Here is a 23,147-nt window from a genome sequence, read left to right as displayed (position 1 = left end):
GACGTTTTGAATTATTCTTTTGGCTCGGACTTGCCGTCGTAACGGTTCGCCCATTCCTTAAGAATGGCAGCACGGTTGTTCGCCGCCCATTCAAAATCGTTGTCGATCATCGCATCCAGCAAGCCTTCTGGGAAATGCTCAACCGGCTTGGCCACACCTGGCATCGCCACAACGGCATAGCCGGTGTTGTACATCTCGTTGGCTTCTTTGGTCACACTGAAATCAACCAGCTTTTGTGCCGCTTCCAAATTGGCGGTGCCGGCAACAATCGCGGTTGCTTCCATATCCCAACCCACGCCTTCGCTTGGCACGATAATCTCCAGTGGTGCGCCATCTGCTTTCGATTTGGCACCGCGGAAGGCAAAGGAAATACCGATTGGAATTTCACCCGCTGCGGCCAGCTTACAAGGCTTAGAGCCAGAGTGCGTATAACGTGCGATATTGGCGTGCAGGCCGTCCATATACTCCCAGCCGCCCTCTTCACCAAACATCTGCAACCAGCTGGAAACGTCAAGGAAACCGGTGCCCGAAGAATTCGGGTTCGGCATGATTACATGACCTTCGTATTGCGCGTCAGCCAGGTCTTTCCATGATGTCGGCGGGGTCAGACCTTCTTTTTCCGCTTCAACGGTGTTGTAGCAAACCGAGGCCACCCAGGCATCCATACCAACCCAGCTTGGGGGATCGCCACCATCAACAAATTTGGGATCCAGTTGATCAACACCTGCTGGCGCATAGGGTTCCAGCATGCCTTCGGATTTCATCAGCAGCAGTGATGTGCCCGCCAGTCCCCAGATCACATCGGCCTGTGGGTTGTCACGCTCGGCCAGCAGTTTAGCGGTGATGACACCTGTGGAATCGCGCACCCAGTTAATCTTGATATCTGGATAGGACTTATTGAAGGTCTCGGCGTAGCGCGCCAGATCTTCCGCTTCAACCGCTGTGTACACAGTCAGTTCTGTCTCGGCCGTGGCTGCTGTCGCAGCAATTGCACTTGCGGCCAGACTCATCAAAAGTGATTTCTTAAGTTTCATGGATAGCTCCTCTTCTGTCGGGTCTCTCTAGCGAAGCTCTGTGACACTATTGTTGCGCCCTTCTGTTCGCTGTAACTTTTTGTGTTTGCCAAATTTGATCAAGTCAAAGGTTGCCAAACTTGTGATGATGTTAGGAAACGTCGATGCAAACGTGCCTTAGGGCAAATTGATATTTCCTACACATATATAAATTTTTCTGATGCACCTTTCTCTCACCTGAACGCCTGAACAGCTTCTGTTTTCGCAAAACAGAAGCTGTTCGAAGTACCCAAAGGTGTGGCCGGGCAAAGAAATCTTCATTTGTAAAATATTTTCCATAACCACCTCGTCTGTCAAGAATTTTTCTGAAACAGTTACATCTCAGTGGATTAACTTGTAATTTTTTGTACAAAACCGAACCCCAAACGTAAAAACTATGTCCAATTTCAAAGAAAACGTAGCGCAGGCAAGCAGGATAAATTTGGAACTCTGTCTACTGCGCCTATTCATTCACAAATCGGCTTACTATATTCCCCACGCAAAGCTCGGCTTTCCCATCCGAATCCCTTGACGGGCAGCCACTTTGGGCCTAAAGACCGGCAAACAGAATTCCGGGCGCTGCTGAGGCGGTGCCCATTTGCATTGCGGGGGTCGCAACGATACCTCTGCCCAAGACGAGGATAAACCAATGTCGCGCGTTTGCGAACTGACCGGAAAAGGCCCGATGGTTGGGAACAACTCCAGCCACGCTAACAACAAAACCAAGCGCCGGTACCTGCCGAACCTGAATGATGTTACCCTGCAGTCCGAAACACTGGGCCGCGGCATCAAGTTCCGCATCTCGGCTGCTGCTCTGCGCAGCGTTGACCACCGTGGTGGTCTGGATGCCTACCTGGCCAAAGCCAAAGACACTGAACTTTCCGCGAATGCGATGAAAGTGAAGAAAGAGATCGCAAAAGCACAGGCCGCAAACGCCTGATTTGCTGATCTTATCGGTTTCAAACAGCCTCACCTTTTCAGGTGGGGCTGTTTCCGTTTACGCAGCCTTATACCTGCCCGGCCAAAATATCTGCGACCCAAGCCGTCACCACCTCCGTCGCTGGGCCATAGTGATGTTCCTCAAAATCCCGCGAATGCTCTGCCGGTTCGAGGTTGAGCTCTACCGTACGCGCCCCCATTCTCCGGGAATGTTGTGCATAGGCTGCAGCCGGATAAACCTGCCCTGACGTACCAATGGACACAAACAGATCCGCCGTATTCAACGCCGGGTCGATCAACTCCATACCGTATGGAATCTCGCCAAACCACACGATGTCAGGTCGCGTCGCGTGCGCCTGACATGCTGGGCATTCATCGCCCTTATCCATCACCAGCGGCGCATCCCACCGATGTCCGCAGGCATGACACAAGGCCCTTTTCAGTGCCCCATGCATATGCACCACGTTCTGGCTGCCCGCCCGTTCGTGCAAGTCATCAACGTTCTGTGTGATAATCAGAACTTCACCAGAAAACTCCCGCTCCAATAGCGCCAACGCCTCATGCGCCGCATTGGGCTGCGCCTGCACCGCCTGCGCCCGTCGCGCATTGTAAAACGCATGCACCAGATCAGGATTGCGCGTAAAGGCGTCGGGCGTCGCCACATCCTCAATCCGATGCTGCGCCCACAACCCCTGTTCATCGCGAAACGTCCCCAGCCCGCTTTCCGCTGAAATTCCGGCCCCCGTCAGAATTACGATCTTTTCCATGCCTGCCTCCTCACGTAAGATTTAGTTAATGCAAGGATCCTGCAATGACCAAACGAATCCTCTTTGTTTGCCTCGGCAATATCTGCCGCTCCCCTACGGCTAAAGGCGTGCTTCGAAGCATAGCCCCTGAAATTCACTGTGACAGCGCAGGCACTGGCGGCTGGCATGTCGGTGAGCCCCCCTATGGTCCGATGCAGCAGGCCGCCAAAAAACGCGGATATGATCTCTCGCACCTAAGTGCGCGCCAGTTTCGTCCAAATGACTTTGGGGACTTCGATCTGATCATCGTCATGGACGACAACAATCGCCAAGCCGTTGAACAACTACGTCCTCCCGACAGCAGGACACCAGTCAAACTACTGTCATCATATCTCGATGAACCAGAATGGGATCATGTTCCAGATCCATATTACACCCAGACTTTTGATCTGACGCTTGATATAATTGAACGCGCTTTGGCAAACCTGAAAGGCGATCTTGCCTAAGCTAACTTTTCATGTGTAAGCACATTTCAAAAGCACCTTCTTTCTGAAAACCTGAAACCTTTTTTTGAATACCTAAAAAACACCACAACATTGAGAGATCGTCCTTGCCAGATTGAGCTTTCCCTCGCATTTCCTACCTTAAGGAGGATCCAATTATGCCCATCACGCATCTGAAAACCGCGCCGGGACAACCGCCCCATACCGCGAGCGATATAGCCGATGCGGTTCAGGCGATGCTAACCAGCCTCAAAACCGGAGGCGCGCAGGTGGCTCTAGAATATGCCCGCCAATTGGATGGTTGGACCAAAGAGGTCAATGTCACTCAGCCAGAGATAGACGCTGCCGTTGCCCGTGTCCCGCAAGAGATGAAAAATGACATCGCCTGGGCACATGACAACATCTCCCGCTTTGCCGCCGCACAACGCGCTACAGCGCAAGACATGCAGATCGAACTGCGCCCCGGCTTGATTGCCGGCCAAAAACAGATCCCCCTAGCTGCGGCGGGCTGCTATGTCCCCGGCGGACGCTACACCCACATCGCCTCGGCCCTCATGTCCATCGCCACCGCGCGCGAGGCGGGTGTCAAGGACATCACCGCTGTTTCTCCTCCAAACGGTGACAAAGGTATCCCAGACGAGATGCTCTACGCCATGCATCTGGCGGGGGCCACCCGCATCCTCTGCATCGGTGGCGTTCAGGGCGTCGCCGCCATGACGCTTGGCCTTTTTGGTGCGCCCCCTGCCGATATCCTCGTCGGCCCCGGTAACGCTTATGTCGCCGAAGCCAAGCGCCAGCTCTTTGGTCCCATCGGTATCGACATGTTTGCTGGCCCCACCGATAGCCTCGTTCTGGCGGATGAAACCGCCGACCCCGAGGTCGTCGCAATCGATCTGGTCAGTCAGGCTGAACACGGCGCCAACTCTCCGGTGTGGCTCGCCACCACGCACAAACCACTCGCAGATCAGGTCATCGCCCGCATCCCCGCCTTGATCGCCGACCTGCCAGAGCCAAACCGCAGCGCTGCCGAACAGGCCTGGGCCGACTTGGGCGAGGTTGTCCTGTGCGACAGCGCAGAGGAAATGGCGCAATACGCCGACGATATGGCTGCTGAGCACCTGCACGTGCAAGCCGCCGACCTCGACTGGTGGCGCAACCGACTGCAGGCCTATGGCTCGCTGTTTCTCGGTGAAAACACCACTGTTTCCTTTGGCGATAAGGCCGCCGGCCCCAACCACGTGCTGCCCACGTCCGGGGCCGCGCGTTACACCGGTGGCCTATCCGTGCACAAGTTCCTGAAAACCGTGACATGGCAAGAGGTTGACGAGCGCAGCCTGCCCGATCTAGCCCGCGTCACCGCCAGCATCAGCCGGGCGGAACGGATGGAAGGCCACGCCCGTGCGGCGGACGTTCGATACGAGAAAGCGATGCAAGACCTGAAGGTTACAGCGAGCAACTAAGGCAAAGCTTCTGGCGCGGTGATCCCTTCGACCCGAAGTGATCCTGCGTCGCGCCGCAAGCTCTCCCAGGCTTGCTGCACAACATCGCGATCATTGGACCGCGCCCGCACAACCTGCACAGTTAACCGTGTCGAAGGCAAAATATCTGTCAAGCTCTCCAGCTCGGCGCGCGCCATCGCCTCAAAAGCCACTGAGCGCGGCAACCAACCGATGCCCACCCCTTGCCTTATGAATTGCAATACCGCTGGCGTCAGCCCGGTTTCCGCTGCGCTATAGGTCTCAAACTCCCGTGAGACATTGGGCAGGATCTGCCGCCGCTGCACATCCCCCAGATAGAGTCCCGCCGGATAGGTGATCAGCGGCAAAACCTTCTCTCGGATCGCTACGGTATGGAGATGTGGATTGGCCACAGGAATAAACGCTTCTTCCCCCAATGACACCTTTTCAAATAGCTCAGGATCGAACTCCCGCGCATCCTCGGTGGTCTCATAGATCAGGCCGAAATCCGCCTCCTGCCGCATCAGCATCAGATGGCAATCAGCCCGCGATCCGGACCGGATCCTGAAAGCATTCTCACGCCCCTGCCCCAATTGCCTCGCCAAACCCGGTGCCACCATCGTTGTCAGCGCATGCTGGCAAGCCATAGTCAGCCGGCGGCTATGCAACCCAGCGTCGTCCGACAGGGCTGAGCGTAACTCTCGAAACTGCCGCGCCGCCTCACGCAATTCAAATTCCATCGCCTGCACATGCGGCAGTAGGGTCACCGGTTTTCGATTGCGATCAAACAGGGCACAGCCCAGTGATTCTTCCATCGCCCGGATGCGCCGGGTAAAGGCCGACGCCGTCACAAACCGTCGTTCCGCTGCCGCCAGAAACGATCCGGTTTCGGCTACGGCCAAAATATCCTCAATCCACTCCAATTTCATGCGTCAAACACCATCAAATTGCATACTACGCAATTTAAAGCACGTATTTCGAATTTGTTTTAGCGGTTTTTCACACTTAATTTCCATTCAAGACATATCGGAGACATCTCATGAACCTCGCCAAATTCCCCCGCGTGCACCTCGCACACCTTCCCACCCCGCTGGAGCACATGCCCCGCCTATCCGAAGCACTGGGCGGCCCGGATATCTACATCAAACGCGATGACTGCACCGGGCTCTCAACCGGCGGCAACAAGACCCGCAAGCTTGAATTCCTGATGGCCGAGGCACAGGCACAGGGCGCCGACATGGTGATGACTCAGGGCGCGACCCAATCCAACCACGCGCGTCAAACTGCTGCCGCTGCTGCAAAACTGGGCATGGATTGCCATATCCTGCTCGAAGACCGCACCGGCTATAACTACGACAACTACAAACACAACGGTAACGTCCTGCTGGATCACTTGCACGGTGCCACCATGGAACACCGCGGTCCTGATCTCGACATGAACGCCGAGATGGAAGCCGTGGCCGAGAAGTTCCGCACTGAGGGCCGCAATGTCTACACCATCCCCGGCGGCGGCTCCAACGCCACAGGCGCGTTGGGCTACGTCAACTGCGCGCTTGAGATGTTGAACCAGTTCGTCACCACCGGTCTGAATGTTGATCACATCGTCCACGCCACCGGTTCTGCTGGCACTCAAGCGGGCCTGATCGTCGGCCTGCGCGCGATGAATGCCAATATTCCCCTGCTCGGCATCGGCGTCCGCGCCCCGAAAGCCAAGCAAGAGGAAAACGTTTATAACCTCGCTGTCAAAACCGCTGAAAAACTGGGCTGCCCCGGTGTGGTCGCGCGCGAGGACGTGGTCGCCAACACCGATTACGTCGGCCCCGGCTACGGCATGCCTGCCGAAGACACCCTCGAGGCCATCGACATCTTCGCCAAACACGAGGCGATCCTGCTTGATCCGGTCTACTCCGCCAAGGGCGGCGCTGGCCTGATTGATCTCATTCGCAAGGGGCACTTCAAAAAAGGCGAAAAGGTCGTCTTCCTGCACACTGGCGGCGCCATCGGCCTGACCGGCTATCGCCACCTCTTCAACGTGCCGGAATGAGGCCGGTTGGCATCCTTGGCGGGATGGGGCCCGAGGCCACCATCCTCTTGATGCAGAAAATGCTGGGCATGGTCGACGCACAGGATGACGCCGACCATATCCCCCTGATTGTGCATCAAAACCCGCAGGTGCCCTCGCGCATCAAGGCGCTGATCGAAGGCGTGGGCGCAGAACCCGGTCCGACGCTCGCCCAAATGGCACAGGACCTGCAAAAGGCAGGCGCACAGGCGCTTGCCATGCCCTGCAACACCGCGCACCACTACGCCCCCGCGGTGGAGGCTGCCAGCACGGTGCCGTTCCTGAACATGCTGGATCTGACCGCCGCGCATCTGGCCAAAGCGGGGGCCAAACACATCGGCATGCTCGCCTCCCCGGCCACACGCATGGTTGGCGTGTTCGACAAACCCTTCGCCGCCCAAGGCCTCACGCCCGTCTGGCTGCCGCAGGACGAGGCCTTGCTGACCATCATCCGCGCCATCAAAGCTGGAGAAACCCCCGCCAGCCAGATCGCACCGCTGTCACAGATTGCACAGGAGCTGCTGGACCTCGGCGCCGACCACCTCCTGATCGCCTGTACCGAGTTGTCCCTGCTCACCGAGGCCATCCCCGAAGGCACTCCTTATACCGACAGCCTCGACTGTCTCACGCATGCGATTGCAGATTTCGCCACCTCGTAGGGTGGGTTTTCAACCCACCATTTTCCAAACCTGCGGCGGGCAGAACTGCAAACATTATAGCTACTTACAAACGAATGTGGTCGGTTTGTCACTTCCTTTGTAGCGCCAGCGCCCACTAAACGCTGGTTTGCCATTTTCAGTGGTCCCAACACGTAGATCGGTTAACTTGGCTTGGTCGATATAAATAGTAGTACCTTTTTTGTAGACATCGTTGACATTATATGAACCCCAGCGATAGGAGACAGGCTCACCTCCTGCAACCTCTATAACAGCCGTCTTTTGATGGATATTTGCGCGGTAAGTGCAATCTTTCATGCTTTCAGCCGCAGCAGGCATCATGAGATGCCGCAAATGCAATGCATGTTGTTGGCAATAAGATATTATTTTTCATGTAAATTATCCTGATAGCATCAATACTTTTATTGTTGAAAATACACTATAGGACACTCTTTTATCATTTATCAACATACGCGTCGTGAAGACCTGGCTGCACCTCGCATTTACGCCTCTTAAGATCCAACTTTTAGGATGAGTAACTCCCGCACCATCAAGACGCTCCCGACAACGCATTGCGCAGTTCTTCCGCCTCACGGCGGGCGTCGCGCAGGCCGTCCATGGTGGCAGCCAGTTCAGCCTCGGTCTGCGACAGTTGGTTGGTCAGGTCGGCCTCGCGCTGTTGCAGATAGGTAATCGCCTGATCGCGGGTTTCCTCGGCTTCGTGCAGTTCCTGCGCCATGCGCTCCACCTCGTCCACATCCGCGCCCGAAACACGAATGAACCGGTGCACCAGCCAATTGGCGAAATAGCCCAGACAAAAGGCCACAAACAGAATGATGGCGGTGACGATGATAAATTCAGTTCTGTTCATCTGTGGCCTCTCCCTCTTCGGCCTGATCTTCTTCGGCCTGCGTCTCTTGCGTGGCCTCGCGCTCAGCTCCCGCCTCAAGAGGCTGGTCCACTGGCTCCGCAATTGCATCCAACGTGGATTCTTCTTCCACGATCGGCGCTGGGCGGATCAGCTTGAACTCAATCCGGCGGTTGGCCTCGCGGCCCTCCTCGGTCTTGTTGTCCTCAATCGGCTGGCTTTCACCATAGCCCACTGCCGTAAAGCTTGAGGTCAGCACACGGCGCTCCCGTAACTCGTTAAGGATCGCCTGCGCCCGTGTCTGGCTCAGCTGCTGATTCATTTCCTCGCGGCCCTGACTGTCGGTGTGGCCGCCGATCTCCAGCTTGATTTTGCCGCATTCTTTCAGAATCTCGGCGATGTCATCCAAGATATCGCCGGATTGCTCATCGACATTGGGCGATCCGGGCTCAAAGTTGATCTTGCGCCCGCGTTGCATCTGCCCCACCCGGTCTTCGCATTCGTCTGGTGTCGGCAGGCTGGCCACCGGATCCAGAGCCTCGATATAGCTGATGTTGATATCAAATTGCGCACCCTCGCCCAGCTTATCCGCCAACATGGCTGAAACCTTCGCACTGGCGTCGGGTTGTCCGGTCTTACCCTGCACGCTCAGACTGTCGGGCGTGACCGTCACAGCCCCGCTTGACAGATAGGCCAGTGCTTCAATCCCGGTCAGCGTGCGCACAGGCCAATTGTGCGGCAAAGCCTCGGCCAAACGCGCCTGTGTGCGGACGACATCTGACGCAAAGCGGGCTTTCGCAAGGCTGTCCACCGTCTGACGGCTGCGCTCACTGCCAACCTGCCCACGGATCTGCACCAACCCTTCGGGCGACAGGGTCGCGACAAACTCAGGCGTGTTGTCTGCATCCAGAACAACCTGCTCCGGCAATGTGGCATGCAGGGTAAACACATCCGGCAAAGAGGTTTCCAACTGCCCGACCACATCATCAAAATGATTTTGCGACACTCCTTCGTGCGCGATCAGGGAAACGTCCGCATCCGAAAAGGTCACGCTGCCACCCTGAAAATCCGCAACCGCGCCGATCGCCAATTCTGCTGCCTTGGCCCAGTTGGGTGACGGCACGCCCAATCCTATCGTGCAGTCGATCTTACCATCCACGCCAGCCTGCCCCGCCGCCTTAATGATCGCATTGCGGGCTTTTTCGCTATCGGCGGAACAGGCGTCAAATCGCGCTGTGCCATTCTCGATCACGAACCGCAGCGTAAACGGCGTGATCACCGGGCGCGGTGCGGAAATATCCAGCTTAAGGCGCACATCACGCGGCACATCGCGTGCGAGATCGGATTCGAGCGTTGCCTTTTCAGCCCGCCCTTCGGCCATTGCGGTCACGGATACGTGGTCTGCCTCAACCGAGATCTTGGTGCGCGGCAGGTCCTCCAGCGAGCGCACCGCGAAATCCAAAGCGTCCTCCCATGTCGCTGGCACGGGGTAATCTGCAGCTTCCAACAGATCAGCGATGGGCTCTCCATCCGTTGCGTCTTCAATCTCTGCAATCAGCGCCTCGCGATCCGTCTCAATCGGGATCAACCCGATCAGAGAGATCCCTTGATCGTGCCGCAATATTTCGATGGAAAACCGTGGCGGTGCTGAAACAATCGAATCTGCAACTAGCATCTGATCAATCACCCGCGCCGCATCTACAACACCTCCCGCGGCTGTCAGGGCATTGAACCTTGCAGCCTCGCTTGGTGCTGTTCCGGCCAAAAAGATCTGCAAGCCGTTGGCATCTACCTCAGTCCAGTTCAGATCTTGCGCTGTCAGCTCCTTGTCCACCGCCTGGCGCGAGCCGTCTTCGACCGCGCTCACCGCAAAATTCGCACCTACAACACACAGGCCCGCTGCCCCCGCAAACAGGAGTGCAATCGCAAATGTCGAAGAAAGGCGCATGCCAAGTACCGGTCACTGTTTAGTTGTCTTGTCTTTAGGCCCCACGCCCGCGAAGTTCAATCACAGCAGCAGCGCTACGGCAAAAAATAGCACGCTAATCATACCAGCATCACGATTGGATCGAAACAAAGTCACCAGCTTGCTATTGTCCTCCATGTCGAACTGCCGCAACTGCCCATGCAGATGCCAGCCCATCAGCCATGGCCCACACAGCGCCACAACCATCGCAATCTGTCGTCCGGCGGGCACCGCCATGATCACCGCCAGCCCCTGTAGGGATACCGTTGCAATAAGGAACCGCATCAGCCATTTCGGGCTGTCATCGCCAAACAAACGAGCGGTGGACTTCACCCCGATCAGCGCATCATCTTCGGCATCCTGATACGCATAGATCGTGTCGTAAAACAGCGTCCACGCCACACCTGACAGATACAGGATAACAGCCGGCCATTGCAGCGCGCCAGTATGGGCCGTCCAGGCCAGCAATGCGCCCCAATTAAAGGCAATCCCCAAAAACGCCTGTGGCCACCATGTGAACCGCTTGGCAAAGGGATACACCGCTACTGGCAATAAAGATAGAATTCCCAGCGCAATCGCCGCACCGTTCAGGGTCAGCAGCACCATCAGCCCCAAGAGCGCCTGCGCCACAAGCCATGCCAGCGCGCCCTTAACGCTCACCTGCCCCGAAGGAATCGGCCGCGAGGCGGTCCGCGCGACGCTGCCATCAATGTGTCGATCTGTGATGTCGTTCCACGTACAGCCGGCTCCGCGCATGACAAACGACCCAATCGCACAACCAACAAAGATCCACAGGTCATGCCACCCGGCGCGCCCGTCATAAAGCATTGCCAGCAACAGGCCCCACCAGCAGGGCAACACCAAGAGCCACGTGCCAATCGGCCGGTCCGCCCGCGACAGCCGCAGATAGGGCCGCGTCACCGCCGGGGCATAGCGATCCACCCAATTGCCTTTGACAGCGTCAGAAACCTGTCCCGTCACCTCTGGCGTCTGGTCATTCCCGGTCATATGTTGGCCCCATGAGTACCGCTAAGATCAGACTGTTTGTAGAGCACCCTTTGGCCCAAGGGCAATCTGTTCCTGTGACAAAGGATCAGGCGCATTATCTCTTTGGCGTCATGCGCAAGGGAGTGGGTGACGATTTACTGCTGTTTGACGGGCAAAATGGTGAATGGCGCGCAAGCATCGCACAAGCAAGCAAACGCGGCGGCGTGCTTGAGATTGTTGAACAAACCCGCCCACAGCAAAACCCGCCTGACCTATGGTTGCTCTTTGCCCCGATCAAAAAGGCCCGAACCGACTTCATCGTTGAAAAGGCGGCTGAAATGGGCGCGGCGCGGATCTGCCCGGTGCAGACCGATTTCACTAATTCCGAACGAATCCGACAAGATCGCCTGCAAGCCCACGCAGTTGAAGCCGCCGAACAATGCGGCGGAACCTTCGTACCTGAGGTTGCAGCCCTCGCAAAACTCGACAAGCTCCTCTCGGACTGGCCCGAAGACCGGCAATTGATGTTCTGCGACGAATCCCTCGCCGGAGCCGCCAAAACCCTTGGCAAAGCGTCAGGCGACAAATGGGCGATTCTCATCGGGCCCGAGGGCGGCTTTTCCGAATCTGAGCGCACCCGTTTGCACGCCCTGCCCTTCGCCCACGCCGTCAGCCTCGGCCCCCGAATCCTGCGCGCCGACACCGCCGCCGTCGCCGCCATGACCGTCTGGCAACAAGCGATTGGAGATTGGTCATGATCCGCCCCGAGGCCCGTCAAATCCTGTGGCAGTGGAGTGAAATGCTGGCGGGAACCATCCTGCTAAGCCTTGGCCTATGGTGGGCGCTGTCCAGCTTTGGCTTTGTCAAATGGCTGGGCTTTGCCTTCTGTATCGCCGGCGTCATCGGACTTGCGGCAGGCATTCAGCGCATTCGTTTCCGTCAAGGCCAAGGCGGTCCCGGGGTTGTCCAGGTGGTCGAAGGTCAGATCACCTATTTCGGCCCGCTCGACGGTGGCGCAATTGCCATCCGCGAAATGACCCGCCTGCAACTCGACCCCACCGGTCGTCCGGCCCATTGGGTACTCAATCAACCCGGACAACCCGCATTGCATATCCCGCTTAACGCCACAGGCGCGGATCTGCTGTTTGATGCCTTCGCCACCCTGCCCGGCCTCAAGACCGAACAAATGCTGTCCACTCTGAATGCAAAACCGGATCACCCTATCGTGATCTGGCAAAAACCAACAAACCGGCTGCATTGACACTGCCTTGATTTAGAGCCAGTGGTTGCAGCCAAACACACGCGACAAGGCAGGAGATGCGCCCATGTCCATTCCCCAGTCCGGCGGCGGACCAATCGAACGCCACGAGCAACTTGCAGAATATCTTGAAAGCGGCTGTAAGCCCAAGGAAGACTGGCGCATCGGCACCGAGCACGAGAAGTTCGGCTATTGCAAAGACACGTTGAAACCCCTGCCATTTGAGGGCGAGCGGTCCATCGTTGCTGTTCTCGAAGGTCTGCGTGACCGCCACGACTGGGCCGAAGTCCGCGAAGGTGGCAAGCTGATTGGTCTGGAAAAAGACGGCGCAAACGTCAGCTTAGAGCCCGGCGGAGCGTTGGAGCTGTCGGGCGCACCGCTCGAAACCATTCATGAGACCTGCGACGAGGTGAACGTTCACCTGCGCGAGGTCAAAGACATCGCCGACGAAATCGGTGTGGGCTTCATCGGCCTTGGCGCCGCACCCATCTGGCAGCACGAGGAAATGCCCCTCATGCCCAAGGGCCGTTACAAGCTGATGGACAGCTACATGCAAAAGGTCGGCACGATGGGCCGCACCATGATGCGCCGCACTTGTACGGTGCAAGTCAACCTCGACTTCGGGTCCGAGGCTGACATGGTGCAAAAACTGCGTGTGGCAATTGCCCTGCAACCCGTCGCCACCGCTTTGTTTGCCAACTCGCCGTTCCTTGAGAATAAAATCAACGGTCACAAATCCTGGCGCTCGCGCGTCTGGCGTGATCTGGATGATGCACGCACCGGCATGGTGCCGTTTGTCTTCGACGAGGGTTTCGGGTTCGAGGCTTGGGTGCAGTACGCCCTCGATGTACCAATGTACTTCGTCTACCGCGATGGTAAATACATCGACGCCCTTGGCCAGTCCTTCCGTGACTTCCTCGAAGGCAAGCTGCCAGCCCTGCCCGGCGAAACCCCAACACTGTCCGATTGGGCCGACCATCTGACTACCGCCTTTCCCGAAGCGCGGATTAAGAAGTTCATGGAGATGCGCGGTGCCGACGGTGGCCCGTGGCGTCGCCTGTGCGCTCTGCCTGCCTTCTGGGTTGGTCTGACCTATGACCAAGGCGCATTGGATGCCGCTTGGGATCTGGTCAAAGACTGGGATACGGAAACCCGTGAAAACCTGCGCATCGCCGCCAGTGAAAACGCCTTGCAGGCCCAGGTCGGTGACATCAAGATGCACGATCTAGCCCGCGAAGTGCTCAATATTTCCGAGGCTGGCCTCAAAGCCCGTGCCCGCCCCGGTGCCGGTGGTCTGGTGCCAGATGAAACCCACTTCCTCAACGCCTTGCACGAAAGCATCGAAAGCGGCAAAGTCCCTGCGGATGAGTTGCTGGACCACTATCATGGTGATTGGAACCACGACATCACCAAGATCTTCGCCGAATACAGCTACTAAACCTCCGGTTCTGGCCATGCCGCCAGCAAAACGGCAATCAAGACCAGCGGTGCTCCGATCAAGGTCTGCACCGCTGGTATTTCGGCCAGAACCACAAAAGCTAACACAGGCGCGAGCGGCACCTCCAACGTGCTCAGCAACGCCGCCTGCCCCGCTGGAATCCGTCGGACCCCTTCGGCCAATGTGACTGAAGCAATCGCAAAGATCAGGCCAAACGCCGCCAAGATCACAATCTCGGACATTGGTAAAACAAACGGCGCCCCAAACATCAGGCAAAACGGTAGCAATAAAACCGAAGACAATGCCATCGGCCCCGCGCCTGGTGTCTCAGGATACACCCGGTAGAGTACCATCATCAGCGCCATCATGCAGGCCATGAGCAGGGCTAGCAGATCCCCTTTCAGGCTCACACCACCCAATGATCCTGACACGATGATTGCAACACCGGCCAATGCCCCAAACGCGCCCCAAACCACCCGCCGCCCCGCAGGTTCCTTGATCCACACCCAGGCCAACAAGGCTGAAATTAATGGCGCCACCGCATAGATCAGCGACACATTCGCAATGCTGGTCAGCTTGAACGAGGCAATGAACGCCGCCGTCCCCACCGCGCCCACGGCGGCTATAGCAACCCCGCTCCATCCCATCTTCACTACCTCATCCCGGAACCGTTGACGGAAACAAATCCAGCCGATGGTAAATCCCACCGCAAACACCCCACGCCAGAAAATCACTTCCCACGAACCGGCAGTGACACCCTTGGTAAAGAGCCCTGCGGTGCTGAAGGTCACGGCAGAAGCCATCACCAGAAAGATACCCAAGAGCGGGCTCTGCCTGCGTCCAAAATACCCGGTTTCCTCTCTTTGGCTTGTGTTAGCGTCACTCATCACCTGATCCTCATTCTCTGCTCTCCCTCGAGACCTACACCTTGACGCGGACGGCATGCTTCGGTTATTTCCGAAGTATGCATGATGAACCCCCAATGGCGCGCATCGGTGCGATGATCAGCGCCCCGGCCCGCGCAATAATGTTGACAGAACTGTTCGATGGACGTGCCTTGACCATGACTGAACTGGCTGGCGTGGCCGGGGTGTCGGCTTCCACTGCCAGCGAACATCTGGCACAGCTGTTGGAAGGTGGCTTTGTCACGCGCGAAAAAAGTGGACGTCACAACTATTACCGTCTTGCCAGCCCACAAATCGCTCATGCGCTGGAACAGCTTGTGGCTCAAACCGCCCATGTCAATTTGGCCGACCGTCCCGGCAAACGCCCCCGAACACCAATCCAACAAGCCCGCATGTGCTACGATCACATCGCAGGGCATCTAGGCGTGGCCATTGCCGATGCTCTGGTGAGCAATGGCGCATTGATCCCGCTGGACAACGACTATGAACTGACCCCGCAAGGCGAGGCGCTGCTGGGATCATTTGGTGCAGACATCCCCACCCTTCGTCACAGCAAACGCCTGTTTGCCCGTCAGTGTCTGGATTGGAGCGAACGCCGCCATCATGTGGCCGGCGTTGTCGGCGCAACCATCGCCGACCTAGCCTTTGCCAACGGTTGGATCGAGCGCGCCCGCGAACGTCGTGTACTGCATGTGACGCCCAAAGGCCAAAGTGCGCTAAAAAAACACCTTGGTCTGAACATTAAATCCTCCGGCGACCTCTTGCATCCTTGATTTTGCAAACCTAATCTCCGCAAAAGCTAACTTGCAAACTTCAAGGCAAAGCCATGGCCACACAAAAGCTCTACGCCGGTGCGAAACTGCGTGAAACGCGTCAACGCCTCAGCCTGACACAGAAAGACTTTGCCGCCCGTCTGGGTGTGTCGCTGCCCTATCTCAACCAGATGGAAAACAACAACCGCCCGATCAGCACCACTGTGGTTCTGGCATTGGCGCAGGAATTTGGCTTTGACGTTACCGAGCTATCGAGCGGTGATGCAGAACGCATGATTAGCGACATGCGCGAGGCACTCGCGGATCCGGTTTTTGCCGATGATCCACCACCCCTGACAGATCTGCGCCTCACCGCCTCCAATGCACCCGCCCTCGCCCGCGCCTTTTTGGAATTGCACCGCGCCTACCGCCAGACCCATGAACGCCTTGCCTCGCTTGACGAGGCATTGGGCCGCGAAGATGCCCGCACGCAGACCAGCCCTTGGGACGAGGTCCGCGATTTCTTTCACTATTGCGACAACTACATCGACGCGGTTGATCGCGCGGCCGAACATTTCGTGCAATCCGCCACAAAACGCCCGCGCGACATTGCGCAAGATCGTCTCGAAAAAATGGGCATCACCGTCTTGAACTCGGATGACGGCCCCCTGCGTCGCTACGATGCACAGACTAAAACACTATACCTGTCCTCTCGCGCTGAGCCCGAAACCCGAGACTTCCAACTCCTTTTACAAGTCGCCTTGTTAACACAGGATCAGTTGATCGAGGCGACACTCGATTTTGCCCGGTTCCAGTCCGACACCGCCCGCGCCATAGCCAAGATCGGTCTGGCCAACTATTTCGCCGGGGCGGCGATGATGCCTTACAGCACTTTCCTTAGCGCCGCGCAGGAGCACCGGCATGATCTTGAGGTCCTCGCCAACCTCTTTGGTGCCTCCATCGAACAAATCTGTCACCGCCTCTCGACACTTCAACGCCCGGGAGCCAAAGGTGTCCCGTTCTTCTTTGTCCGCGTTGATCAAGCTGGAACCATCACCAAACGCCACTCGGCCACGCGGCTGCAATTCGCCCGGTTCGGCGGGGCCTGCCCGCTGTGGAACGTGCACCGCGCCTTTGAAACGCCCGCGCAATTTCTGCGCCAGCTGGCCGAAACCCCGGATGGTGTCAGATATATCAGCCTGGCCCGTGATGTCTCAAAATCCGGAGGCTCATTTGGTGCCCCCGTGCGCCGCTTCGCCATCGCTCTAGGCTGCGAAGTGAAACATGCTGATGCCCTGATTTACGCTGAAGGTCTCGACCTCAATAATGCACAAGCCTTTGAACCCATTGGTATTTCCTGCAGGATATGTGAACGCACCCATTGCCATCAGCGCTCTGTGCCCCCCTTGGAGCGCCGATTACAGGTCGTGCCTGACGAGCGCGGCGTTCTGCCTTATCGGGTGGGATAAACCTTTCTGCCTCCAGTCTATTGCGCACCAAGGCGCGACAGGATAACGCCCTGCTATGAGCAATTCATCGTTCAAAACCTACGACGCCATTGTCCTCGGGGCCGGAGGTGCGGGTTTGATGTGTGCCGCCATCGCAGGCCAGCGTGGCAAACGGGTGCTGGTCATCGATCATGCCAGCAAACCGGGCAAGAAGATCCTGATCTCGGGCGGCGGGCGCTGCAATTTCACCAATATCGACGCCCGTGCTGAATGCTATCTCAGCCAGAACCGACATTTCGGCAAATCCGCGCTTGGCCGCTATACCGCGCAGGATTTCATCGATCTGGTGAACAAGCACAAAATTGCCTGGCATGAAAAGGAACTCGGCCAACTATTTTGCGACGACTCTGCCCGGCAGATTGTGAAACTGCTGCTGGATGAATGTGCCAAGGGTGATGTGACCATACAGCTCGGCCAACCGATCCGCGACGTCAGCCATTCGGATGCCCGCTACACTGTCACGCTCGACACGCTCACCGCGACGGCACCTGCTTTGGTGATCGCCACGGGCGGACCCTCAATTCCCAAAATGGGAGCCACTGACTTCGCCTTCCATCTTGCCCGCCAGTTCGAGCTCAAGATCGTCGAGCCCCGCCCCGCCCTCGTCCCTCTTACATTGGGCGAGGATGAGCTACTCTTTCGCAATCTTTCTGGCGTCTCCACTGACGCCGTCGCCCGCCATGGCAAAACAAAGTTTCGCGCGGGTACGCTTTTTACACACAAAGGTCTCTCTGGCCCCTCAATTCTGCAAATCTCATCCTACTGGCGCAAGGGTGAGCAGATCGGCATCAACTTCCTGCCCGATCACTCTGCAGACTGGCTCATCGACGCCAAAAAAGCAGCTCCGCGCTCTGGGCTAAAAACAGCGCTGGCCACAGCCTTCCCCGACCGTCTCGCCACCGCTTTGGCCGAAAAACTAGCCCTCCCGGGCGAGATGGCCAATATCCCCGACAAAAAACTTCGTGCGGCCCATGCCCGCCTGTCAGACTGGCCCTTCACCCCAACCGGGTCCGAAGGCTACGCCAAGGCCGAGGTGACCTTGGGTGGCATCAACACCAACGGTCTGTCGTCTCAAACCATGGAATCCAAACACCTCCCCGGCCTCTATGCGATTGGTGAAGCCGTCGACGTCACCGGTTGGCTTGGGGGCTATAACTTCCAATGGGCCTGGTCCAGCGGCTGGGCGGCCGGAATGGCTCTTTAACATAGAAGGCGAATCCGTTTTGTTATCAGTCTTGTTGGCTGAGAAATTTCACTCTGCATCTTCCCAACATAAAAGCCCGGCAGAATTCCCGCTGGGCTCAACTTTGTGCTACATTTATTGCAACGAGCGTTTAACGGACTTCCAGCTCAACATCCTCAAAAACGAGGATATCATCTTCACGTGTGCCGCCAGCTTCAGCAAGCATAATCCCGCCACAGGCCGAACAAACAAGCAAGCCAACCGCTACTGCAGCCCCCTTTCTTGAACTCTTGGATGGATTATGGGGTTTAAGCGTTTTGCTGTATTCGCGATCATTGTAAGTGCAACTTAGCTTTGCGTTCTGAGTGTATTTTCCAAAGCTCGGCATGTTAACGACTGCCGGAGTTGTAAAATCGGCTGAATATCCTGATGCTTGGATTTTACATGAGGAGTTAACATCAACGCCTTTATCGACACCGATTGTCTCATTGGCATCTGGTCGCGTTGTAGTGAAATTTACCCCGCGAAAACCGACCACTGTTTTAATCAAAGCCGGATCGGAGAATTTCACATTCACCGCATCAGCCTTTGCGCGCAAATGCTGTTTTTTTGCGACATCCGGGTCCGCACTCGTACAAGCATTTAGCAACACCAAACTCAAAGCCATGGCTACATAATGTTTCATACCAAACTCCCGATTCATCGGTCGCTGAATAGCATTCCTTCGCTAATGAACAACGTTGAAAGAATTGCGAAACGCACTCACCAATCGGATGTATCCAAAACACAACACTCAACTCTGCGGGACAAGAGAGGCTAGTCATGAGGCTTAGTTATGACCGCTGCTGCTCAGCCAATAGATCACAGGAACGGGAACCAGATATGAGCATATCTACAGTTACATCTCAGCCCCACATCAACACACAAACACCGAGCAAGCGTAGGGTGGGCAATGTCTGCCCACCGCCACCCTCTCCACACTGGCAAACATTGATTCCAAACACATGGTGGGCAAAACGGACCACCCTACGGGTCATTCTCCAAAATTGCCCGCGTCATCCTGCGCCATCCATTCCGGGTCAACCGCACCACGTCGGATGTCTCGGTGAATCGATGAATACGGCCAATCCACCGCCCGTGTGACCATTCCATGTTTGACCGGGTTGCCCCAACAATATTCAACATGTCGATTGAAATCCTCCTCGTCTCGGATGACGTGCTCCCAAAATCGCCGCTGCCAGATCCCGCATTCGCGTTTCTTGTGCTTGCTGTCTGAGCGTGGAAATCGCCGCCCCACCCGGCGCGAAAACCGGAACTTGATCTTACGCCAGCGTTCCGAAAAATCGCTGTCTCCTCGTGGTAGTGTCCAGACCGCGTGCAGGTGATCCGGCAACACGACCATTGCGTCGCAGGTCACGGGCATTGTGGCGATTGTCTCGGCATAGGCGGTGCGCAGGTCGGCTATCTGATCGACCAAAAGCGTCGCGTTTCGGTTGGCAAGGGTGACGGTGAAAAAATACGCCGCGCCCTGATGGCGCAGACGGCGATAATTTGGCATGCGGCATCATCGCTGCGCTATGGTTAACATTATGTTGACGGGGCGGTGGGCAGGGATTGCCCACCCTACAGCATGGTGTTCGGACTTTTGCACAAAACCCGCGTTCAACTTATACAACCTGTACTTAAATCCCCCCTCTGGACGCGGCTTTTCTTAATCCCTATATGATTACTCAGGATAACCCGCAGGAATACGTCATGGACCAGAGCCCCGAGCCGCTTGAAGGCACCCCATTGATCGCCCCATCCACCACTGATCATCCTCTGTATGATCAGGTGGTCGAGGCATGCCGTTCGGTCTATGACCCTGAAATCCCCGTCAACATCTATGACTTAGGGTTGATCTACACAATCGACATAAATGCCGAAAACGAAGTCAATGTAATCATGTCCTTGACTGCGCCGGGCTGCCCCGTTGCTGGTGAAATGCCAGGCTGGATTGCCGAAGCGATCGAACCGATGGCCGGTGTAAAACAGGTCAATGTTGAGCTCACATGGGAGCCCCCCTGGGGCATGGACATGATGAGTGACGAAGCCCGTCTTGAACTTGGTTTTATGTAAGCTATATCAAACCTCTGAAAGGGAAACTTCATGTTTGGAATTCCGGGAAAACAGGCCGTCACAATAACGTCAAAGGCCGCCGCACAAATCGCCAAACTCATGGCCAAAGACGGCCATGAGGGGCTGCGCATTGGCGTCAAAAAAGGCGGTTGCGCGGGCATGGAATACACCATGGAATATGTCACCGAGGTGAACCCACTCGATGAAGTGGTCGAACAAGACGGTGCACGCGTGATGATCGCCCCGATGGCCCAAATGTTTCTTTTCGGCACTGAGATCGACTATGAGGTATCTCTGCTCGAAGCGGGCTTTAAATTCAACAATCCCAACGTTTCAGAGGCCTGCGGCTGCGGTGAATCCATCAAATTTGAGGGCATGTAAGCCCTCAAACCTCAAGTCCCGCTTTGCAAATGCACATAAGTCTCGTCGAAGCGGCGGGTCAAATGCTCCCCTGCCAAAATAACCTGATCTGATCCTTTTGGTGCAACATTAGTGCTGTAATTCGGATTATAGAACATCGGGATAGACAAACGTTCCTCTTTAGAGCCGATCACCCGATGCGACGTTGCCACCACGCGCCCCTCAGTCCACATTTGTAGCATTTCACCAAAATTCACAATGAATGTACCTGGCGTGGCGTTCACCGGAATCCAGCGCCCATCGCGCAGTTTCACCTCCAACCCTGGCACCCCGTCGGTCGCCAGCAGCGTCAAACAACCATAGTCGGTATGCTCTGCGATGCCGAAATCCTTGTTCCCAGCCCAAGCTGGACGCGGCGGATAGTAGTTCCCGCGCAACAAAGCCATTGGTTTGTCAAACTTGTCAGTAAAGAAATCCGCATCTTCGCCAATTGCCTGTGCCAGCAACTGCAATATCTGCGCTGAGACCGTGAGCGCTTGATCATAATAGCCTGTAATGGCTTGTTTAAATTCAGACATTCCCTGCGGCCATTGGTTCGGCGCGTAGACGCCCAATCCAGACTGACGCAGGGGATCGTCTTTTGCTAATTCGAACCCACAATCAAACACCTGCTTGTAATCAGGGTTGGATTCTGGGTCGACCTGCTCTGCCTGCGACGCCCCCCAACCCCGGTTCGCCCCTGTCTGCGCCATGTCGACTGATTGTTTTACGCTCGCTGGCAACTTGAAAAACGTCGCATAAGCCCGCAATGCAATCTCAACATCTGCGGCAGAAACAGCTGTATTCTTGACGGTTAGAAAACCTATATCTTCAGCCGCAACCCGCATCTGAGCCAGTGCACCGCGATCACCGCTCAGCGCGGCCTTAAGGTCAATTTCGGGGATCATGATATTATTCCTCACTTCGACAAAAGCGACATAAATAGTTTTTCCCAACATGCAAACCCGCTTGACTGCTGTCGGCGTTCGAGAAACAACAACGCAATCAGGAAAAGGGGATCAATGATGCGGCGCAAACTGGCAGCGGGCAATTGGAAGATGAACGGCACAAGCGCAGCTTTGGCCGAACTAGAATACCTCGCGTTGCAACACCCCGCCCCCACTGTCGATATCCTGATCTGCCCCCCGTCCACCCTGCTGACACAGGCAGCAGCCCAAAGCGGCTCGATTGCAATCGGTGCGCAGGATTGCCATGCCAATACATCCGGCGCCCACACAGGCGACATCTCGGCCGAGATGATTTCCGACAGTGGCGCCACCGCCGTGATCCTCGGCCATTCTGAACGCCGCGAGGATCATGATGAAACCAGTGAGCAGGTCCGGGCTAAAGCACGCGCTGCTCATGCGGCGGGTCTGACAGCGATCATCTGCCTGGGCGAATCCGAAGCCCAGCGCGACGCCGCCAACACGCTCGATATCATCGCCGGGCAATTGGCCATCTCCACCCCGGACACTGCAACAGCCAGCAATACCGTCATCGCCTATGAGCCAATCTGGGCCATTGGCACCGGCAGGGTACCTACCATTGAACAGATCATCGAAGTGCATGACTTCATCCGCGAAAAGTTGATTGAGCGTTTTGGGGCAGACATCGGCGATGCAATTCCCTTGCTCTACGGCGGCTCGGTCAAACCCAGCAACGCCGCTGAAATCTTCACCGTTGCCAATGTCGATGGTGCCTTGGTCGGCGGGGCCAGCCTCAAGGCCGAAGATTTCTCGCCGATCATCTCCGCGCTGGAAAATAGTTAACACACCTTCAGGAGCGCCACACGCCCGCGCCAAGCTCCAATTCCGAGGGTGACGCCAAAGGCGGAGGCCGAGACACCCTGCGCGCGGCCTTAGGCCGCGCTCATTCTTACAGCGGCAGCATTGTGGTCGACTTGATCTCTTCCATCGATAACAGCGCCGTCACGTTATGCACTTTCACTTCTGAAATCAGCGCCTGATAGAACACATCGTAAGCGCGCGCGTTTTCCACCCGGACCTTGAGGATGTAGTCGATATCCCCTGCCAAACGATGCGCCTCCTGCACTTCGGGCCTGTCCCGTAGCGCTTTTAAAAACCGCGCCTGCCAGTCTGCGTCATGTTCCGATGTACGGATCAAAACAAAGAAACAAGCCTCAAACCCCAGCGAGTCCGCGTCCAGAACATAAGTCTGTTGTTTGATCACCCCACCTTCGCGCATTTTGCGAATCCGATTCCACACAGGGGTCTTGGAACTACCCACCGCCTTGGCTATTTCGTCCAAAGACCGGCCTCCGTCCTGCTGCAATTGCACAAGGATTTTTCGATCTAACTCATCCAGACGAACAGACATTCCACTTTTTCCT

The 23,147-nt window shown here is 56.5% G+C and carries 26 protein-coding genes; 14 read left to right on the top strand and 12 right to left on the bottom strand.

Annotated elements, in window-relative coordinates:
• Nucleotides 1–11: 11 nt before the first annotated feature.
• Entirely contained in the window at nucleotides 12–1,034 is a 1,023-nt protein-coding gene (locus ROA7450_RS01505) for a putative 2-aminoethylphosphonate ABC transporter substrate-binding protein (RefSeq protein ID WP_085803850.1), read from the bottom strand.
• Nucleotides 1,035–1,701: 667 nt separating this feature from the next.
• Here ROA7450_RS01505 and rpmB point away from each other — a divergent pair.
• Complete coding sequence (gene rpmB, locus ROA7450_RS01500) at nucleotides 1,702–1,992, top strand: 50S ribosomal protein L28 (RefSeq protein ID WP_085803849.1); 291 nt, start codon at nucleotides 1,702–1,704, stop codon at nucleotides 1,990–1,992.
• A gap of 67 nt (nucleotides 1,993–2,059) precedes the next feature.
• Here the strand turns inward: rpmB and ROA7450_RS01495 are convergent, their stop codons facing one another.
• Nucleotides 2,060–2,758, bottom strand: coding sequence for an NAD-dependent deacylase (locus ROA7450_RS01495; protein WP_085803848.1), 699 nt, complete (start codon nucleotides 2,756–2,758; stop codon nucleotides 2,060–2,062).
• A gap of 44 nt (nucleotides 2,759–2,802) precedes the next feature.
• Between ROA7450_RS01495 and ROA7450_RS01490 the strand changes: the two genes are divergently transcribed.
• Both ROA7450_RS01490 and hisD read left to right on the top strand, forming a co-directional pair.
• Entirely contained in the window at nucleotides 2,803–3,243 is a 441-nt protein-coding gene (locus ROA7450_RS01490) for a low molecular weight protein-tyrosine-phosphatase (protein WP_085803847.1), read from the top strand.
• Nucleotides 3,244–3,398: 155 nt separating this feature from the next.
• Nucleotides 3,399–4,700, top strand: coding sequence for a histidinol dehydrogenase (gene hisD / locus ROA7450_RS01485; protein WP_085803846.1), 1,302 nt, complete (start codon nucleotides 3,399–3,401; stop codon nucleotides 4,698–4,700).
• Here hisD and ROA7450_RS01480 read toward each other — a convergent pair.
• On the bottom strand, nucleotides 4,697–5,626 hold the full coding sequence (locus ROA7450_RS01480) for a LysR family transcriptional regulator (RefSeq protein WP_085803845.1): 930 nt from the start codon (nucleotides 5,624–5,626) through the stop codon (nucleotides 4,697–4,699). The genes hisD and ROA7450_RS01480 overlap by 4 nt on opposite strands.
• A gap of 110 nt (nucleotides 5,627–5,736) precedes the next feature.
• Here ROA7450_RS01480 and cuyA point away from each other — a divergent pair, with 110 nt between their 5' ends.
• Both cuyA and cuyB read left to right on the top strand, forming a co-directional pair.
• A complete protein-coding gene (cuyA, locus tag ROA7450_RS01475; protein WP_085803844.1) occupies nucleotides 5,737–6,741 on the top strand; it encodes a D-cysteate sulfo-lyase in 1,005 nt (334 codons plus the stop codon).
• On the top strand, nucleotides 6,738–7,418 hold the full coding sequence (gene cuyB, locus ROA7450_RS01470; RefSeq protein WP_085803843.1) for a cysteate racemase: 681 nt from the start codon (nucleotides 6,738–6,740) through the stop codon (nucleotides 7,416–7,418). The genes cuyA and cuyB overlap by 4 nt, the downstream gene beginning before the upstream one ends.
• A 60-nt stretch (nucleotides 7,419–7,478) precedes the next feature.
• Here cuyB and ROA7450_RS01465 read toward each other — a convergent pair whose 3' ends face one another.
• The 4 genes from ROA7450_RS01465 to ubiA form a co-directional block, all read right to left on the bottom strand.
• Entirely contained in the window at nucleotides 7,479–7,757 is a 279-nt protein-coding gene (locus ROA7450_RS01465) for a hypothetical protein (protein WP_085803842.1), read from the bottom strand.
• 208 nt (nucleotides 7,758–7,965) lie between these two features.
• Entirely contained in the window at nucleotides 7,966–8,286 is a 321-nt protein-coding gene (locus tag ROA7450_RS01460; protein ID WP_085803841.1) for a hypothetical protein, read from the bottom strand.
• A complete protein-coding gene (locus ROA7450_RS01455; RefSeq protein WP_085803840.1) occupies nucleotides 8,273–10,231 on the bottom strand; it encodes an OmpA family protein in 1,959 nt (652 codons plus the stop codon). Before ROA7450_RS01455 ends, ROA7450_RS01460 begins: the two co-directional genes overlap by 14 nt.
• 60 nt (nucleotides 10,232–10,291) lie before the next feature.
• Nucleotides 10,292–11,257, bottom strand: a complete 966-nt coding sequence (gene ubiA, locus ROA7450_RS01450) for a 4-hydroxybenzoate octaprenyltransferase (protein ID WP_085803839.1) — start codon at nucleotides 11,255–11,257, stop codon at nucleotides 10,292–10,294.
• A gap of 11 nt (nucleotides 11,258–11,268) precedes the next feature.
• Between ubiA and ROA7450_RS01445 the strand changes: the two genes are divergently transcribed.
• From ROA7450_RS01445 to ROA7450_RS01435, 3 genes are all read left to right on the top strand, one after another.
• Nucleotides 11,269–11,994: a 16S rRNA (uracil(1498)-N(3))-methyltransferase gene (locus ROA7450_RS01445; RefSeq protein WP_085803838.1), complete on the top strand. Its 726-nt coding sequence runs from the start codon at nucleotides 11,269–11,271 to the stop codon at nucleotides 11,992–11,994.
• Nucleotides 11,991–12,497 carry a hypothetical protein gene (locus tag ROA7450_RS01440; RefSeq protein WP_085803837.1) on the top strand — a complete coding sequence of 169 codons (507 nt, stop codon included), beginning with the start codon at nucleotides 11,991–11,993 and terminating at the stop codon, nucleotides 12,495–12,497. The genes ROA7450_RS01445 and ROA7450_RS01440 overlap by 4 nt, the downstream gene beginning before the upstream one ends.
• A 64-nt stretch (nucleotides 12,498–12,561) precedes the next feature.
• Nucleotides 12,562–13,932 carry a glutamate--cysteine ligase gene (locus ROA7450_RS01435; RefSeq protein ID WP_085803836.1) on the top strand — a complete coding sequence of 457 codons (1,371 nt, stop codon included), beginning with the start codon at nucleotides 12,562–12,564 and terminating at the stop codon, nucleotides 13,930–13,932.
• Here the strand turns inward: ROA7450_RS01435 and ROA7450_RS01430 are convergent.
• Nucleotides 13,929–14,819, bottom strand: a complete 891-nt coding sequence (locus tag ROA7450_RS01430; RefSeq protein ID WP_159453976.1) for a DMT family transporter — start codon at nucleotides 14,817–14,819, stop codon at nucleotides 13,929–13,931. The two genes, ROA7450_RS01435 and ROA7450_RS01430, sit on opposite strands and share 4 nt — an antisense overlap.
• Before the next feature lie 77 nt (nucleotides 14,820–14,896).
• On the opposite strand from ROA7450_RS01430, the gene ROA7450_RS01425 reads away from it, so the two are divergent.
• The 3 genes from ROA7450_RS01425 to ROA7450_RS01415 are packed head-to-tail and all read left to right on the top strand — an operon-like array spanning nucleotide 14,897 to nucleotide 18,301.
• Nucleotides 14,897–15,610: an ArsR/SmtB family transcription factor gene (locus ROA7450_RS01425; protein ID WP_085803834.1), complete on the top strand. Its 714-nt coding sequence runs from the start codon at nucleotides 14,897–14,899 to the stop codon at nucleotides 15,608–15,610.
• A 53-nt stretch (nucleotides 15,611–15,663) separates the two neighbouring features.
• Complete coding sequence (locus ROA7450_RS01420; RefSeq protein ID WP_085803833.1) at nucleotides 15,664–17,058, top strand: helix-turn-helix domain-containing protein; 1,395 nt, start codon at nucleotides 15,664–15,666, stop codon at nucleotides 17,056–17,058.
• A 55-nt stretch (nucleotides 17,059–17,113) separates the two neighbouring features.
• Nucleotides 17,114–18,301 carry a BaiN/RdsA family NAD(P)/FAD-dependent oxidoreductase gene (locus ROA7450_RS01415; protein ID WP_085803832.1) on the top strand — a complete coding sequence of 396 codons (1,188 nt, stop codon included), beginning with the start codon at nucleotides 17,114–17,116 and terminating at the stop codon, nucleotides 18,299–18,301.
• 130 nt (nucleotides 18,302–18,431) lie between these two features.
• Here ROA7450_RS01415 and ROA7450_RS01410 read toward each other — a convergent pair whose 3' ends face one another.
• Nucleotides 18,432–18,965 (bottom strand): hypothetical protein, encoded by a 534-nt coding sequence (locus tag ROA7450_RS01410; RefSeq protein ID WP_143534313.1) that lies wholly within the window; start codon nucleotides 18,963–18,965, stop codon nucleotides 18,432–18,434.
• 348 nt (nucleotides 18,966–19,313) lie between these two features.
• On the bottom strand, nucleotides 19,314–19,838 hold the full coding sequence (locus ROA7450_RS01405) for an REP-associated tyrosine transposase (protein WP_085803830.1): 525 nt from the start codon (nucleotides 19,836–19,838) through the stop codon (nucleotides 19,314–19,316).
• Between the two features lie 197 nt (nucleotides 19,839–20,035).
• Here ROA7450_RS01405 and ROA7450_RS01400 point away from each other — a divergent pair, with 197 nt between their 5' ends.
• Both ROA7450_RS01400 and ROA7450_RS01395 read left to right on the top strand, forming a co-directional pair.
• Nucleotides 20,036–20,398, top strand: a complete 363-nt coding sequence (locus ROA7450_RS01400) for an SUF system Fe-S cluster assembly protein (protein ID WP_085803829.1) — start codon at nucleotides 20,036–20,038, stop codon at nucleotides 20,396–20,398.
• 30 nt (nucleotides 20,399–20,428) lie between these two features.
• Entirely contained in the window at nucleotides 20,429–20,779 is a 351-nt protein-coding gene (locus tag ROA7450_RS01395; RefSeq protein ID WP_085803828.1) for a HesB/IscA family protein, read from the top strand.
• Between the two features lie 11 nt (nucleotides 20,780–20,790).
• On the opposite strand, the gene ROA7450_RS01390 is transcribed toward ROA7450_RS01395, so the two are convergent.
• Nucleotides 20,791–21,705 carry an isopenicillin N synthase family dioxygenase gene (locus ROA7450_RS01390; protein ID WP_085803827.1) on the bottom strand — a complete coding sequence of 305 codons (915 nt, stop codon included), beginning with the start codon at nucleotides 21,703–21,705 and terminating at the stop codon, nucleotides 20,791–20,793.
• A 117-nt stretch (nucleotides 21,706–21,822) separates the two neighbouring features.
• On the opposite strand from ROA7450_RS01390, the gene tpiA reads away from it, so the two are divergent.
• Nucleotides 21,823–22,566: a triose-phosphate isomerase gene (gene tpiA / locus ROA7450_RS01385; RefSeq protein ID WP_085804127.1), complete on the top strand. Its 744-nt coding sequence runs from the start codon at nucleotides 21,823–21,825 to the stop codon at nucleotides 22,564–22,566.
• Nucleotides 22,567–22,672: 106 nt separating this feature from the next.
• Here the strand turns inward: tpiA and ROA7450_RS01380 are convergent, their stop codons facing one another.
• Nucleotides 22,673–23,134, bottom strand: coding sequence for an Lrp/AsnC family transcriptional regulator (locus ROA7450_RS01380; protein ID WP_085803826.1), 462 nt, complete (start codon nucleotides 23,132–23,134; stop codon nucleotides 22,673–22,675).
• Nucleotides 23,135–23,147: the final 13 nt, after the last annotated feature.

Source organism: Roseovarius albus (assembly GCF_900172335.1).
GTDB classification, from domain to species: Bacteria; Pseudomonadota; Alphaproteobacteria; order Rhodobacterales; family Rhodobacteraceae; genus Roseovarius; species Roseovarius albus.
This window is presented reverse-complemented; position numbering and strand designations above follow the sequence as displayed.